The organism is Pantoea sp. PNA 03-3 (genome assembly GCF_003201175.1).
GTDB classification, from domain to species: domain Bacteria; phylum Pseudomonadota; class Gammaproteobacteria; order Enterobacterales; family Enterobacteriaceae; genus Pantoea; species Pantoea stewartii.
On record NZ_QICO01000002.1, the window covers coordinates 728,753 to 744,990 of the forward strand.

The 16,238-nt window shown below is 52.4% G+C and carries 12 protein-coding genes and 1 rRNA gene; 5 read left to right on the forward strand and 8 right to left on the reverse strand.

What is annotated here, in order from left to right:
• The first annotated feature begins 180 nt into the window (after positions 1-180).
• A complete protein-coding gene (iclR, locus tag C7433_RS09775) occupies positions 181-1,011 on the forward strand; it encodes a glyoxylate bypass operon transcriptional repressor IclR (protein ID WP_039339083.1) in 831 nt (276 codons plus the stop codon).
• Between the two features lie 90 nt (positions 1,012-1,101).
• On the opposite strand, the gene C7433_RS09780 is transcribed toward iclR, so the two are convergent.
• Positions 1,102-2,280, reverse strand: a complete 1,179-nt coding sequence (locus tag C7433_RS09780; protein WP_033738936.1) for a serine hydrolase — start codon at positions 2,278-2,280, stop codon at positions 1,102-1,104.
• 586 nt (positions 2,281-2,866) lie between these two features.
• Between C7433_RS09780 and C7433_RS09785 the strand changes: the two genes are divergently transcribed.
• From C7433_RS09785 to uxuR, 3 genes are all read left to right on the forward strand, one after another.
• Complete coding sequence (locus tag C7433_RS09785) at positions 2,867-4,396, forward strand: MFS transporter (RefSeq protein ID WP_054634679.1); 1,530 nt, start codon at positions 2,867-2,869, stop codon at positions 4,394-4,396.
• Between the two features lie 104 nt (positions 4,397-4,500).
• Entirely contained in the window at positions 4,501-5,763 is a 1,263-nt protein-coding gene (gene uidC / locus C7433_RS09790) for a glucuronide uptake porin UidC (protein WP_110268086.1), read from the forward strand.
• A 207-nt stretch (positions 5,764-5,970) separates the two neighbouring features.
• A complete protein-coding gene (gene uxuR / locus C7433_RS09795; protein ID WP_033738931.1) occupies positions 5,971-6,741 on the forward strand; it encodes a Uxu operon transcriptional regulator in 771 nt (256 codons plus the stop codon).
• Here uxuR and aceK read toward each other — a convergent pair.
• The 6 genes from aceK to C7433_RS09825 form a co-directional block, all read right to left on the reverse strand.
• Positions 6,699-8,519: a bifunctional isocitrate dehydrogenase kinase/phosphatase gene (gene aceK, locus C7433_RS09800; RefSeq protein WP_110268087.1), complete on the reverse strand. Its 1,821-nt coding sequence runs from the start codon at positions 8,517-8,519 to the stop codon at positions 6,699-6,701. The genes uxuR and aceK overlap by 43 nt on opposite strands.
• A 58-nt stretch (positions 8,520-8,577) precedes the next feature.
• A complete protein-coding gene (gene aceA / locus C7433_RS09805) occupies positions 8,578-9,879 on the reverse strand; it encodes an isocitrate lyase (RefSeq protein WP_058702324.1) in 1,302 nt (433 codons plus the stop codon).
• 17 nt (positions 9,880-9,896) lie between these two features.
• Positions 9,897-11,495 carry a malate synthase A gene (aceB, locus tag C7433_RS09810; protein ID WP_039339090.1) on the reverse strand — a complete coding sequence of 533 codons (1,599 nt, stop codon included), beginning with the start codon at positions 11,493-11,495 and terminating at the stop codon, positions 9,897-9,899.
• 262 nt (positions 11,496-11,757) lie between these two features.
• Positions 11,758-12,687, reverse strand: coding sequence for a homoserine O-succinyltransferase (gene metA / locus C7433_RS09815; RefSeq protein ID WP_033738928.1), 930 nt, complete (start codon positions 12,685-12,687; stop codon positions 11,758-11,760).
• Between the two features lie 107 nt (positions 12,688-12,794).
• Positions 12,795-13,574 (reverse strand): substrate-binding domain-containing protein, encoded by a 780-nt coding sequence (locus C7433_RS09820; protein WP_110268088.1) that lies wholly within the window; start codon positions 13,572-13,574, stop codon positions 12,795-12,797.
• Positions 13,543-14,613, reverse strand: a complete 1,071-nt coding sequence (locus C7433_RS09825; protein WP_110268089.1) for an ABC transporter substrate-binding protein — start codon at positions 14,611-14,613, stop codon at positions 13,543-13,545. Before C7433_RS09825 ends, C7433_RS09820 begins: the two co-directional genes overlap by 32 nt.
• A 584-nt stretch (positions 14,614-15,197) precedes the next feature.
• Here C7433_RS09825 and C7433_RS09830 point away from each other — a divergent pair.
• A complete protein-coding gene (locus tag C7433_RS09830) occupies positions 15,198-15,416 on the forward strand; it encodes a YdgH/BhsA/McbA-like domain containing protein (RefSeq protein WP_006122329.1) in 219 nt (72 codons plus the stop codon).
• Between the two features lie 570 nt (positions 15,417-15,986).
• Here C7433_RS09830 and rrf read toward each other — a convergent pair.
• Positions 15,987-16,102: ribosomal RNA gene (gene rrf / locus C7433_RS09835) — 5S ribosomal RNA — on the reverse strand.
• Between the last annotated feature and the right edge of the window lie 136 nt (positions 16,103-16,238).

Here is a 16,238-nt window from a genome sequence, read left to right on the forward strand (position 1 = left end):
CTTGACGCGCCTGACCACATCGCAAATTACCCCCACAGGTTTCATTCCAGCGTGTGCCTTCACATCCGGCCAGGCCCGGCGGATTGCGGAGACGGAGAGCAGGTCTGACCAGCGCACCAGCGTTTGCATTTACGGTGATTAAAACGAAAATGGTTTCCACTATGTGAAAGGAGAAACTCTATGGCTACGCCTGTTGCCGCCAAACGCGGTAAAAAACCTCGCAGCACGTCGGCACCTCCCGCTCCGGCTGGCGGTCAGGTTCAGTCACTGACACGGGGGCTGACGTTGCTGGAGTTGATCGCCAGTTCACAGGGTAGCGTGGCACTTACCGAACTGGCACAACAGGCGGGTTTACCAAACTCGACCACCCATCGTCTGCTGACCACAATGCAGCAGCAGGGCTTTGTACGCCAGGTGGGCGATCTGGGTTTCTGGACAATCGGCGCGCATGCGTTTGTGGTTGGAAGCAGTTTTTTGCAGAGCCGCAACCTGCTGGCGCTGGTGCATCCGGTGTTACGTTCACTGATGGAGAGTTCGGGCGAAACGGTCAATCTGGCGGTGCTGGACCTGAGCGACTTCCAGGCGGTCATTATTGACCAGGTACAGTGCACGCAGCTCATGCGCATGTCCGCACCGATAGGCGGCAAGCTGCCCATGCATGCTTCCGGAGCGGGCAAAGCCTTTCTTGCCCATCTCAGCGACGACAAAGTGACCGCGCTGCTGCACCAGAAGGGCCTGCATTACTACACACCCAATACGCTGATGTCTCCGCAGAGCCTGAAAACTAACCTGGCACAAATACGTACCCGTGGATTTTCTTTCGATGACGAAGAGCATGCGCTCGGCTTGCGTTGCGTGGCGGCACCCATTTATGACGAACACGGCGAGCCTTTTGCCGCGCTGTCGATTTCGGGTCCAATTGCCCGCATGACTGACGATCGCATTACCGAACTGGGCGCGCTGGTCATTCGGGAAGCGCGCCAGGTTACCCAGGCTTACAGCGGTCGTTAAGGAACGGGCTTCGCACCGTGCGCGAGTCCGGAAATCGACGCGTAGATCACTGGCGCGATCCAGCGCGCCAGTGGCTGATGGACTGTCATATCAGGCGCTTAGTAAACCTTTATAGACGGCATCACGCACCATCACAGGAAACTGCCCATTCACCCCCTCCGGTGTGGTATTGGTCATGGCGACCACGCACAGCGCGTTTTGACGATCCACGAACCAGGTGTGTCCATACGCTCCACTCCACGACAGCGTACCGGCTGACTGAGGCGACAGGGCAGCATCCGGATCCACCAGCAGTGCCCAGCCCACACCAAATCCCCATCCCGGCCCCTGCGTAGCCCAGTTTGCCGTCACGTGTTCCTGCGTCATGTAGTCAAAACTTTCACGCGTGATTAGCGGCGCGCCTTCACGCCGGACGGTTTCCAGCACTTGCATAAAATCGAGGGCCGTTCCTGCCATACCTCCGCCGCCGCACGGCCAGGCATCGGGTTTGAGAATACGGCCGGGGCTAAAAATCGCGGTGCCTTCACCGAAAGGGATCTGCTGATTATCACGCATGACTGAAGGCACCGGGTTGTCGTCCGTGTAGACCGTGGTTAATCGCGACGCGTCTCTGACGCTAAACAGCGTGTCTGCCATCCCCAGTGGGCTCGTTATATGGTGATTCACCAGTTCTGGCAGGCTTTTACCGGTCGCCCGTACCATGATTTCACCGAGAACATCGATGCCCAGGGAATAACGCCAGCCGGTGCCGGGACGGAACTGTAACCGGGTGCCCGCAAGGCGCTGCAGATTCTCTTCCAGGGTGAGTCCGGGCTGATAGTCGATGCCGTCTGACACATTGCGTGAGTGATAAAGCGAATCCGCCGGGGCGGAATAACGATAGCGTAAACCTGACATATGGCTCAGCAAATGCCGCACCCGGATAGTGGCTGGCTCACCGTTCTCAAGGCAGGGACGGAAATCCGGAAGCCAGCGGGTGATATCGTCGTCCAGTGTGATATCCCCTTGCTCGATCAGGCGCATGGCGGTCAGGCTGACAATGGGTTTGGTGAGTGACGCAAGACGGTATATCGCATCCACAGACATGGCTTTATTTTGCTCTCTGTCCGCCCACCCCGCCGCCCGTTGATAAATCAGTTTTCCCGCCTGAGCCACCATCACTGTGGTACCCACAACACGCTGGCTATTAATCGCATGATCAATAACCGCATCCATTGCGGCTTCGAACTTTGCCGGGGCAGGAGAGAGTCCAGAGGTAAAATAAAACATAATGAAGTCCTTTTTTAATCAGAAGTAGTGAGAAAGATAAAACATCCAATCTCAGGCAATATTTAATCTTTAAAGAATGTATTCACTTAGATAATTTAATAATGAAAAATAAAAACCAAACCACAATGGTTAAACTAGATAACATCTCATCATTAAATAACACACGCCCTACATAATAACTCTCTCCCCTTTTCAACTGGTCAACCAATAGGGAATTTGAGTCTACCTTATCGGCATCCCTAGTATTTGTGACCGACCTCTTTTTTTTAAAAGGGCAGAATGATTACCATGCTCTACGCCGAAAATACGCGTATTAACGCATCAGTACAAATAACAGCGCGCCTTTTAGAGAACACAGAGCGGGGCATTATTCTGGTCAACCAAAATTTACCATGCTAAATAACGGCGTTAAAAATCACTATTTATTTAACAAAAAATACTCACCTGCATTAAAGACTGACAACGCAAACACACACCCGCGTTGTTTATTCTTTAGGGCTTTATTTAAAAGTTCGCATTACTTTTTCACGCTTATACGACACCTGAATGCGTCTGAGCGCCACTCCGATTTTATTAAGGGAATATTATGACAACGTTAGCACAGCCCGTGCGCAGAAAAGTGGGGACAGGCACCGCCATTGGCTATGGCATTACCGATATTTTTGGCGGTGGGTCCATGGCTTTAATCGGTACATGGTTACTGTTTTTTTATACGACGTTCTGTGGGCTTTCAATGTTGGAAGCCAGCTCAATTTTTGCTATTGCCCGTATTATTGATGCCATTCTGAGTCCGGTGATGGGATATATCACCGATAAATTCGGCAGTACCCGGCTCGGTAAGCGCTTTGGTCGCCGTCGCTTCTTCCTGCTCATCAGCGCGCCAATGATGTTTGTTTACGCGCTGGTCTGGGTCAGCGACATGAACTACTGGTACTACCTTGGCACCTACCTGGCGGTAGAACTGCTGGTTGCCATGGTGCTGGTACCGTGGGAAACCCTGGCGGCAGAAATGACCAATGATTTTGGTGAAAGAACACGGATGGCCGCCATCCGCCTGACATTTTCTCAGGTAGGAACCTTCCTGACCGCTTCGGTGCCGGGCATTGTGATTCAGTATTTTGGCCAGGATTCGGCGCTGACCTATACCTACACCGGTATTATGTTTTCCTGCCTGTTCTTTATTGTGGTGTTGATTACCTGGTATTGTACCTGGGAGTCAAAAGATATGAACCCGGAAGAGTTTGAACGGCGCAATACGGGTCCCAGCCTCGGATTATTGAGCCACCTGAAAAATATGTTTGTCGAGTTAATGACAACCTTCAAAATAAAAATATTCAGACAACATTTAATTATCTATATCTCTTCATTTACTGCACTGGATATTTTTATTGCTGTCTTCGTTTACTTTGTTGTCTACGGTTTAAATCTGGATGCGGCCAACGCGTCGGCCTATCTTTCCATTGCGACGTCCGTCTCCATTCCTTCCACGCTGCTTTTCATGTTTATGCTGGATAAACTGAATGTCAGGCCCGCCTACGCCATGCGTATTTCCTACCTGTGTATTTTAGGTGTGCTGGGTTATCTGATTTTAATGTTTATCGGCCATTCGGCAGTGTCGTCATGGTGGTTGACCACGCTCATTTTTGTCCTGCTGGGTTTTGGCCGTGCGGGGCTTTACTTTATCCCCTGGAATATTTACAGCTTTATTCCCGATGTGGATGAAATGGTCACGCGTCAGCGGCGCGAAGGCGTTTTTGCTGGCGTCATGACGTTGATGCGAAAAAGTACCGTGGCCGTCGCCATTATGGTGGTGGGTGCGGTACTGGAACACAATCATTTTGTTAAAGGCCAGTTAATTCAACCGGAAAGTGCGCTCAATGCGATTACCGGGCTCCTGGTCTTCGGCACCGGCGGTCTGTTACTGATCAGTTTATATATGACCTTCAAATTTAAACTGACACGCGAAACGCATCGGGTATTGGTGAATGAAATTGATCGCCTCAAGGCAGGCGGCGATAAAGCCGACTGCACACCCGAAACCAAAGAGGTCGTGAAAGCCCTGACGGGCTACGACTACGAGCAGGTCTGGCAACAGGATAAATGCACCCGGCCTTAATCTGGTCGGGTTGACGCGGGTCAGGAAAGGTAAAACGCAAGGCATGCGGATAACCGCCCGGCCCGACGTCATCCGGCTCTGTTCACATACGGTATGGATACGTGATGAAAATTGCCCTATTTTGCATTCTGCTTGTCAGCCTGTTTTTCCCGTCCTCTCCGCTTTATGCTGCCGCGATTAATGACGATGAGGACAGCCTGCGCATTCGTCTGAAAAACGATTTTCGGCGGGCCGACAAACCCAGCGCGGGTTCAGATCGTCATATTTACGCCTGGGTACAGGGTGGGCTGATTGATGTGAATACGCGCTATTACAATGACGTCATCGGCGTGAGCGCGGGAGCGTATTATGTGTACAAGCTGGGTGCAAACGCCGGCTGGAGCACCCGCTATTATCTGGACGGTCACGACAGCTTTGGTGTGGCCATTGGCGCGGTCAAACTTAAACCGGCAGAGAATCTTCGCCTGACGCTCGGGCGGTTTGGGACGGATTATGGTTACGGCAGCCTGCCCTGGCGCATCCCGTTGATCGCCGATAATTCGTCACGCACGATACAGACGATTTCTGAAGGTGCACTGGCCCACTTTGAGGCGACGGAGAATCTGGAATTCTGGTCAATGTGGCGTAAGCGCGCGTTCTATTATGTCGACTCTGCCACGGGCGTGCGTGATGAAGGCGTGATCAATAGCACAACAGGGAAATACCATCCCCATCGGAGCCGCGGCTATCTGGTGGGATCCTGGCACGATGCTTCTTCGCGGTATTCACTGGGTGCCTCTTATCAACAAGATGTATCGACTCAGGTGCAAAGCATCGTCGAAAAAACCTATGCCTTTGCTGACGATCGCGCACTCAAATGGGAGCTGATGGGTTTTTATGGTCAGGTTGAGGGGATGAGTAAGCCTCTCAGTTATCACCACGAGACGGCGTTGATTTCCGGGCGATTAACCTATTCGTTTGCGAATGCCCGGTTATTTGGTGCCGTGGGTAAGCTTACCCATGATATTGATGGTCGCATTATCTATACGGATATTGGCTATCCCGACTCGCTGAGTATTGATCGCAATAAAGAAGGCATGCTGTCTGTTCAGCTTGGCGGGCAATATTTCTTCACCCCGAACGTCGGCGTTATGCTGGGCCCGATTCTTACCCACGGTTATGAAGACAAACAGCGCCACACCAGAATCAACGGAGTGGGCCTGATGGGCGCGATCCTGTACAACGTCGCAGAGGGCCCGTTTAAAGGCCTGAACATGTATATTGCCGCCGACAGAGCCAGGGAGAAGCGCCCCGGTAGCGCACTGGGTGACCGGCTCAATTACTGGGATGTGAAAGCCGGTATGCAATATGACTTCATGCTGAAGTAACAAATCATCAGATGAAGTAGTCTGTATGTTTCCAAAGTGGCATCTCTTGATGCCGCTTTTAATTATTCTCGCAATTTATTGTTAAATAAAGAATAAAACAGCGTGCCAACGCGTCAGCCTGCTTATCTTAACGTGCGCTGAACCCTGTTATCCCGATCGTGAGGTGGTAAAATTTTTGCCGCAACGGTATCTGACGGGAGCATCACTATGAGATCTGTCTCTCAGCAACGTCCTTATCAGCAAGTCGCCGCAAAAATCCGGCAGCGCATTGTGGAAACGCCCTATCGCCCGGGCGGGCGCCTGCCACCCGAGCGTGAAATGGCTGGCATGCTTAACGTCAGCCGCACCGTCGTTCGCGAGGCGCTCATTATGCTGGAAATCGAAGGGCTGATCGAAGTCAGACGGGGAGCCGGTATTTACGTCACAGCGCACAACTCTCCATGCCGTATTAGTGAGGCAAATCCCTCCTTTCACAACGATGCCGGCCCGTTTGAGCAGCTTCAGGCGCGACAGTTGCTGGAAAGCAATATCGCGGAGTTTGCCGCCCTGCAGGCGACACGGGCGGACATCATCAAAATGCGTCAGGCTTTGCTGCTGGAAGAACGCGAGCTGACCTCGTGTTCGCTGGGAAACCCAGAAAAAGGTGATATGCACTTTCATCTGGCCATCGCTGAAGCCACGCATAACAGTATGCTGGTCGACGTATTTCGCCAGTCATGGCAGTGGCGCGAAAACAACCCTATGTGGATTCAGCTGCACAGCCATCTTGGCGATACCCAATATCGTAAAGCGTGGCTGGTCGATCACCGGCAAATTCTTGCCGCGCTGATCAAAAAAGATGCCCGCGCCGCTAAGCTGGCTATGTGGCAGCATCTGGAAAATGTGAAGCAGCGTTTACTGGAATTTTCCAACGTGGACGATCTCGACTTTGATGGTTATCTGTTTGACTCCTGGCCGCTGGCAAAGAGTGACGGCTGAAGCGGTTCCCGTTCCTGGTCGGGGTGCTCTGGGATTTTATGCCGCGATGCAAGCCTGCTGCCATAGCGCACACAGAAGCGCTGGGCGGGCTGCCAGGCAATAACATCCTCAATATGCCCCTGCGCAATGCGCCGCTGCTGGGCGCGCCACCAGCCCGCGTCAAAAAGTTCCGGATGCCGTTGCTGGAGCAGCGCACCGACTTTCGGCTCACTGCACAGGGCATAACGAAAGGTTTCAGGAAAAACATCATCTGGCCCAACGCTGTACCAGGGCTCGGCGCTTAACTCGTCCTCCTCGTAACGCGCCGTAGGCACGTCACGGAAATGGAGTTCCTGCATCGGGCGAATCTCATCGTAGTCATAAAACACCACGCGTCCATGACGGGTGATGCCAAAATTTTTAAACAGCATATCACCGGGAAAGATATTAGCGGCAGCCAGTTGTTTGATCGCGTTGCCATATTCTTCAATGGCCTGAGCACGTTGGCTGTCGCTGGCCTCAGCCAGAAAAAGGTTAAGCGGCTGCATACGACGTTCCAGCCACAGATGACTGATGATCAGGCGGTCGCCTTCAATACGCATTTTTCCGGCAATCGTATTCTGGAATGCCACCAGCAGTGCCGGCGTAATACGTGCGAGCGGCAGCGCAAACTGTTCAAAGGCCTGCGTGTCAGCCATGCGTCCCACACGGTCATGTTCTTTAACCTGCTGATAACAGGCCCTTACCTGCTCTTCCGTGACCTCTTTTTGCGGAGCAAAGCGATCTTTGATGACTTTGAACACCCGATCAAAGCCCGGCAGCGTAAAGACCAGCATCACCATGCCAGGGATGCCTGGCGCAATCTCAAAGGCGGCATCCGTTTGCTCCAGCGCCTGCAGATATTCCCGGTAGCTTTCCGTTTTGCCATGTTTCTGGCAGCCGATGGCCATATAACGTTCTGCCAGCGTTTTACCCGGTAAGACAGGCTTCAGCCATGCGACCAGCGCGCCGGGTAATGGGGCATAAACCATGAAGTACGCGCGGGCAAAGCCGAACACGATGCTGGCCTCGTTCACATCCGTCAGGCAGGTATCGATCCACAATTCACCTTGCTCGCTGCGCTGAACCGGCAACAGGCATGGCAGGATAGCGTCGGGCAGATGCAGGCGAGCCACGATCCAGGCGGTTTTGTTGCGGTAAAACAGCTCACAACAGACGTCCAGCCAGCCCTGTGCCAGTTGCGCGGAAGAGAACGCCTCATGCAAATGGCGCACGATCCAGGCTTCATCGCGCGCCTGATCCTGCCAGGGCAGCGTCAAAGGCACATCGCGTAGCACCTCATGCAGCAGTGTTTGCCAGCCCCGATCGGGCCGATAGGTTCGCGCTAGTGGACGCGAAACCTGACGTTGTGGCGCAGGCGGTTGCGAGCTGAAGATAAATAACCGTTCCGGCTGTAATGCATGGTGACCATGCAGCCGGCAGTAAACGGAATTGAAAAAGCTTTCAGCAATTTCATAACGCGGATAACCGGGTAACAGGGTTTCATAGTGGTTTTTGATCTTCAGCCAAAAAGCATCGTCCCAGTGTGCCGCCCCGTTCAGTGCGCGCAGTTGATCGGCAACCAGCGCCACATGGTGGTCATAAAGATGAATTCGTGCCTTCATAGCCCGCTGTACGGCCAGCCACTCAGCCTGTTCAAAACGCTGCTGAGCACCCGCCGTAATATCAAGAAAGCGGCCATACTGCGCATCGAAGCCCTGCAGAATGGTGTGCGCGATTAGGGATTCACGTGGCGGCATAATCCACTCCTGAAAAAGCCCGCCCACCGTTACCGGGCGGGAAAGACACAGACTTCACTCAAAACTGATGCTCTTCGGTCGATCCGGTCAGCGCCGTAACGGAGGACTGACCGCCCTGAATAATCGTGGTGACCTGATCGAAATAGCCGGTGCCCACTTCCTGCTGATGCGAGGAAAAACTGTACCCCCGCTCCCGGGCAGCGAACTCTGGTTGCTGGACTTTTTCAACATAGTGACGCATGCCTTCGCCCTGAGCATAAGCCTGTGCCAGGTCGAACATGTTGAACCACATGCTGTGAATACCGGCCAGGGTAATGAACTGGAAGCGATAGCCCATCTCACTGAGCGCCTGCTGAAAGGCCGCGATGGTGCTGTCGTCGAGGTTCTTTTTCCAGTTAAACGAAGGCGAACAGTTGTAAGCCAGCAGTTTACCGGGAAAGCGGGCATGGATGGCTTCGGCGAAGCGCTGCGCCATCGCCAGGTCGGGCGTCGACGTTTCACACCACAGCACGTCAGCATAAGGCGCATAAGCCAGACCGCGGCTGATAGCCTGCTCGATGCCGGCATGAGTGCGGTAGAAGCCTTCCGCGGTACGATCGCCACGGATAAACGGACGGTCATAGTCATCGCAGTCAGAGGTGATCAGGTCAGCGGCATCGGCATCCGTTCGCGCCAGCAGAATGGTGGGAACACCCATCACATCGGCGGCCAGGCGTGCAGCAACCAGTTTCTGTACGGCCTCCTGGGTAGGCACAAGTACCTTGCCTCCCATGTGGCCGCATTTCTTCACGGCCGCAAGTTGATCTTCAAAGTGGACCGCTGCTGCCCCTGCGCTGATCATCGCCTTCATCAGTTCAAAGGCATTCAGCACGCCACCAAAACCCGCTTCGGCATCCGCCACGATGGGCAGAAAATAGTCGATAAAGCGGCTGTCGCCCGGTTCAATGCCGTTGGCCCATTGAATCTGATCGGCACGTTGAAAGGTCTGATTAATCCGGGTGACAACCTCAGGCACCGAGTTCACCGGATACAGCGACTGATCGGGATACATTTGCCCCGCCAGATTGGCATCGGCGGCTACCTGCCAGCCAGAGAGGTATATGGCTTCTATTCCGGCTTTGGCCTGCTGCAATGCCTGACCGCCGGTTAAAGCGCCGAGGCTATTGACGTAACCTTTGCGCGCGCTGCCATTAAGTAATGACCAGAGTTTACCGGCACCCCGCTCGGCCAGCGTACAGGCTGGCAGAACTGAACCGCGCAGCGAGATAACATCTTGTGCGCTGTAAGGGCGGGTAATTCCCTGCCAGCGTGCTTCCTGCCAGTCTTGTTCGAGTTGCTGAATCTGTTGTGTACGTGTCATGGCAACCACTCCTTATGTCAGGGAAGCAGGCGATAGCCCGGCAGAGTAAGAAAAGGAACCAGTTCGTTTTCGGTAGTGATTTGCGCCATTAATCGCGCTGCTTCCTCATAACGACCTGAACTGAACGTCTTATCACCCAGATTCATCTGCAGCGTGTGCAACTCATCGTTGAGCAACTGCTGAAACAGCGACGCCGTGACCTGCTGCCCATCGCGCAGGGTTTTCTTGTGATGGATCCATTGCCAGATAGAGGTACGGGCGATTTCGGCGGTGGCGGCATCTTCCATCAGGCCGTCAATAGGAACGCAGCCGTTGCCGCTAATCCAGGCTTCGAGGTATTGCAATGCCACACGGATATTGGCGCGCATCCCTGCTTCCGTTCGATCGCCTTCGCAGGGCGCCAGAAGCTGTTCGGCCTGCACCGGAGCGTCTTCGTGGCGCAGAACATGAAGCTGATTGGGGTGATCGCCCAGCGCCTGGTTAAACACCGCCATTGCGGTATCGGCCAGGCCTGGATGTGCGATCCAGGTGCCATCATGTCCGTTACTGGCTTCGCGCTGCTTGTCTTCCCTGACGCGCTGCAACACCCACTGATTACGTGCGCTGTCTTTACTGGGAATAAGCGCTGACATACCGCCCATAGCAAAGGCACCGCGGCGATGACACGTTTTAACCAGCAACCGCGAGTAAGCATCCAGAAAAGGCTGAGCCATGGTTACGGACTGACGATCAGGGAGAACCCGATCTTCATGTTCCCGTAATGTTTTGATGTAGCTGAAAATGTAATCCCAGCGCCCGCAGTTCAGGCCTACGATATGATCGCGCAGATTCCACAGAATCTCGTCCATCTGAAACACGGCGGGCAGCGTTTCAATTAAGACTGTGGCTTTAATTGTGCCTCGCGCCAGATCAAAACGATCCTCAGCGAAGCTAAAGATCTCTCGCCACCAAGCCGCTTCCTGCCAGCTTTCCGTTTTAGGCAGATAAAAATAGGGACCGCTACCTTTCGCCAGGAGATTCGTGACGTTATGAAAAAAGTAGAGTGCAAAATCAAACAGTCCGCCAGGAATGGCATTGCCCTGCCAGCTGACATGTTTCTCTGACAGATGCAGTCCGCGTACCCGACACATCAGGACAGCCGGATCGGCGCGAAGCTGGTAGATCTTGCCTGTCTCGCTGGTATGAGACAATGTGCCAGCCACGGCTTCACGCAGGGTTTGCTGCCCTTCCATCAGCTTTTCCCAGGTCGGTGCCAGGGAGTCCTCAAAGTCAGCCATAAATACTTTTACGTTCGCATTCAGGGCATTAATTACCATTTTGCGATCCGGCGGTCCGGTAATCTCCACGCGACGATCCCGTAAATCCGAGGGAATACCGCGAATCGTCCATTCTCGCTCTCTAATGGAAGCCGTTTCCATTTCGAAATCAGGTAACGACCCGGCATCGTACTTTTCTTGTCGTGCCTGTCGCGCCGCTAATAACGTATCGCGTTGGGGGGCAAAACGGATAACCAGATCCTGTAAAAACGCGACGGCCTCTTCAGTAAGTAGCTGTTTTTCAAGATGATAAAAGGGCTTCTGGAAGTGTAATTCGTGGGTAATAACTGAGTCTGTCATGCTTGCTCTCTCCTGTTTACAGGCAGATCAACATGGTCGATCCACAAATAGGGTGATTAGTGAGCTACAGGATCAGAGCATATGTATTTTAAATTTAAAATCAAAAACTATTTCCATTTTAATTGAATATTATATTTATATCATTGAAATTTATGGTTTTATTTTTACTTTCCTTTAGGTAATGCCTTTCAAAGCTTTTTAAGGACGAAAAAAAACCGTGTTGCCAGCCAGCTAACACGGTTCAGTTGTAATGAAAGTGCGCTTATTCCAGCGTCGGATTCATATGGCGCAGATCAAACGGCGTAATTTGATAGACGTAATAGTTCAGCCAGTTTGAAAACAACAGGTTTCCATGGCTACGCCATGTGGCGCGTGGATGACGCTGCGGATCATCGTGGGGGAAGTAATTGTACGGCACGTCAGGGTTCAGCCCTGCGTCATAGTCGCGCTGAAACTCTCCCGCCAGTGTTAACGCATCATATTCCGGGTGACCCGTAACGAACACCAGCCTCTTGTCCTTGCTTGCCATCAGGTAGGCACCGGTTTGTTCCGATTCAGCAAATAATTCCAGATCGGTGTAATCGGTGATCAGCTGAGTGGGGAAATCCGCATAACGCGAATGCGGAGCGAGAAAATTATCATCGAATCCCCGCGTCAGTAAGGCATGGGGATGAAGAATCTGATGTTCAAATACGCCTGCAAGTTTCGTCTGTCGGGTTTGTTTAGGAATACCATACAAAATATTCAGTGCTGCCTGTACAGCCCAACAGACAAACAGGGTCGAGGTAACATGATCTTTCGCCCACGCCAGCACCTGCTGTATCTGGGGCCAGTAGGCGACATCGTTAAATTCAACCAGGCCCAGCGGCGCACCTGTAACGATTAAGCCATCATAGTTATCGTGCTGGATGTCCTCAAAGTTACGGTAGAAATTATTAAGGTGATCGCTGGGTGTGTTACGCGATTCACGGCTGTCGATACGCAGCAACTGGACATCAATCTGCAAAGGTGAGTTAGAGAGCAAGCGCAGGAACTGGTTTTCGGTCTCAATCTTTTTAGGCATCAGATTAAGTACCAGAACTTTAAGTGGGCGGATCTCCTGAACACTGGCGCGCGAAGACGTCATCACGAAGACATTTTCGTTACGTAAAAAATTCACTGCCGGTAATTCATCGGGAACCCTGATTGGCATGACTTAATCACCTCTTGTAACCATATATACGTTTAGACATCCAGACAGCCAAAGATAACGACTCTTTTGCTAAATGTCGAGTCTGCATATCGACAGGTGAAAAAGTTTCAAGGCACTGTTACAGCCCGCACTGGTGGGTCAGAGCCTTGTACGGGCTTTCTGGAACCATACGGCGGCAAAAAACCGTAACGCCGCAAAATACGCTGTGCCTCATCAGTATGGAGGAAGGTGGCAAGCGGCATGGCGGAGGGTGAAAGAGTGGCCCAGCCGTATTGCGCCCGTACGTTGTAAGCAGGAGGAATATTAAGCACCAGAAGGGACTGATGATGCCTCAGGCGGGGCGCATAACTGGCATAGCCAATAAAGAGTTCAGCGTAGCCTTCATCAATGAGCCACTGGGCTGCCAGTCTGCCAACAGGAACAGGCAGACTGTCCGGGCCACCAACCAGGGCGTTTGCTTTGTTCCGGATTCGGCTGCCCTGACCGGGATATCGCTGCTCAATGTTTTCGAATAACTGCCACGTGTAATCCCCTGAGGGATCGTACAGGGGCGTTGAGGTTGCCAGCCGTAAATCATCACGTTGCAGTAATGACAGCCAGTCGTCTTCTGCAGAGACATCCTCCCGCCTGGCAGTCAGACACAGCCTGTTATCGATGAAATGACCGGTGTCCTCTGCCAGACCTTGTCGCGACAGGCTTGTGGGATGCTGCAGGTTGGCCGAAACAAACATGTCACCGACTTCACCCTGTTCGATGCGCTGACGCAGTAAACCAGCCGGGCCATAGTGTGTTTGTGTCGTTATGCCGTATTCCGCGCTGAACGCGGCAACCAGCACCGGCCACACATCGCGCAGACTACCGGCCGCCAGAATCTGGAGAGGTTTCATGATAGGCGGTCCGGTAAAAGCGGCGATACCAGCGGTCGGCCCGCTGCTGCATATCCACATCGCGGAATTTGTCAGGATAGAGTTTTTTCGCCATCCACAGTTCACCTAACCCTATGGCTTCTGGCATCGGATAGCCCCATGCCTTGGCATAGTCAGGCATCAACCAGACACGGTGATGTTTGACAGCATCAATGGTCTGCCAGAGCGGATCGTGCTGAATCGCCTGAACAACCTGCGGATAGCGGTTCTGCACAAAAATTACCTGCGGATTCCAGACCACCACCTGTTCCATGCTGACCTGCCTGAAACCCTGAATAGTCGATGCTGCCACGTTCAGTGCGCCAGCATGGGCCATCATCAGCCCCGTATATTTCCCGGCACCGTATGTTGTCAGACTGGGATTGGCCATATAGGCGCGTACACGCTGCTGTTCAGGGAGATCGTGGAGACGATCAGTCACCTCTTTACGCCCCGCAAAGGCTGCTGAGATGAGAGCTTTGGCCTGCTGCTGCCTGTTCACCACCTCACCTATCAGGGTGATGCCTTCCTTTATCCCGAGATCGTAGGCCTTATCTTCATTTTGCATACTGGGATTAATTTCGCCCTGCTGCCCGGCGTCATCGTGACGCAGTGAAATCGCCAGTACAGGAATGCCCAGTGCGGAGATCTGGTCAATCATCTCTTTCGGCGCATAGTTGGTGACGAATACCACCTGTGGATGCAGTGCAATTAGCTTTTCCAGATCAACATGGGTCAAATCACCCAGCATTGCTTTATGCGTCAGCTCAGGCACCAGCGTTGCGTAATTGTCCCCTAACTGCTGTTTCCAGTTAGCCAGTATCCCTACAATTTTATCTGTCGCATTTAACTGCACCAGAAGATTCAGCGTCTGGTGCTGAAGCACAACCACGCGATCAACCCGATCCGGGATTGTAACGTTACGACCAAGCTGATCGGTCACGATGCGGCTGGCGTAGCTGTTCCATGCGGTAAAGATAAGTAAGCCTGTAAAGACGAGGTGATTCGGTCTGATTTTCAATGAAGGTCCCCTGTAGCGTAATGTATTTGATTATATAGCGATGCACCGCGACAAGGTAAACAGCGGATGCGCCTGTCGTTGTCACGGGTCTGCGTGGCAGGGATGACTGTCGGTGTCGTGGCATTTTCGATGCAGGACGCGCCTGACAGACAGCGCCAGCCCATTGGTTCGGTTTGCTGACCCTGAAATGCGCGTATGCCCTGACATCGCTCTGCATGCTGATATCCACTTAAGAGGGCATGTTTTTAGCTGAGACAAACTACAAAAGATGAGAATAAATCGGCAGGATTAGTGCGTACTCAGCAAATACGCTTTATCCTGGTGCATTTAACCTGTTTACTTATGATTAGGGCCTGAAAATGTCAGTTCAAAATAACGTCCCCATTGTTGAAATATGTTATTTCCGTATTAAATCCCTACACAGTTAACCTGATGATATTCACTTTTACACACTGCAATTAATCTTATCAGCTTGATATTAATTAGAGCACACGACGTTAATTTTAGATCGCGTTCCTTTTGCTAATTTGATTTTAACGGAGCCAGACAGACTCCTTCATCAACCGGAATCAAGGGGTAATGTTATGAAAATCAATAAAGTATCATCGGCCGCTGCGGCTGTAGCATTGACACTGATGTCTTTTGGTTGTTTCGCCGCAGAAACGGTCTCTGCCACCTCGTTAACGCTGGATGGCGCGGTTTCTAAAATCGCCAGACAGGCTAAACAGCAGGGCGAGCATTTTAAAGTGATTAGTGCTGACACGAATAACTACGCACACGTCACCGCTGAATTATATAAATAATGTGAGTAAGTGAAATAAAAAGCCGGTTTTAAAACGCCTCCCGGCGCTTTAATTACCGGCTTTTCAAACTTTTTTATTCATATCTTACCGTGCCGACGTATATTTCCCTGCATTAACACGTAATTAAATCACCAGTATTTAGCCCCTGTACGTCCCATCTTTTCTTCCAGTAAAACGAATGCGCCCAAAGTCACGTTAAGCACAGACATAACCGTTTCTTGGATCACGGCAGGGGTGACGCGTTCGTTTGATTTACTGGTTTTGATATTGAAAGAGATCGGATGTCATAACGTCGGGATGATGGCAGGCTTACCCTGTTTCACGACATTATTTATATTCAGGAAAGGAGGCGGAAATACGTCATAAGCCATCGTCTCATCGCGTTGCTATAAACGGGATGAGAATGGGCTGACAGTCGACGGAGGGTTCCGGCATGATGGTTTCGCGCGCCCGGTCAGGCAGCAACAGAGATCTGTGAAGCCCGCCGAGGTCCGGCAGCCCCCGCCCTCCCCGGACGACGGACGTAAAAAAGCCCCGTACTTCCGTACGGGGCTTCTTCACCTGATTGATGCCTGGCAGTTCCCTACTCTCGCATGGGGAGACCCCACACTACCATCGGCGCTACGGCGTTTCACTTCTGAGTTCGGCATGGGGTCAGGTGGGACCACCGCGCTACAGCCGCCAGGCAGATTCTGTCTGCCGCACCGCCCTCTCGGGCCGCACGGCGTTATCCGGTAAACAAGGCTGAAAATTCTTCTGTCTCTCAACCCAAAACGCCTCTGGCGTTGTAAGGTTAAGCCTCACGGGTCATTAGTACCGGTA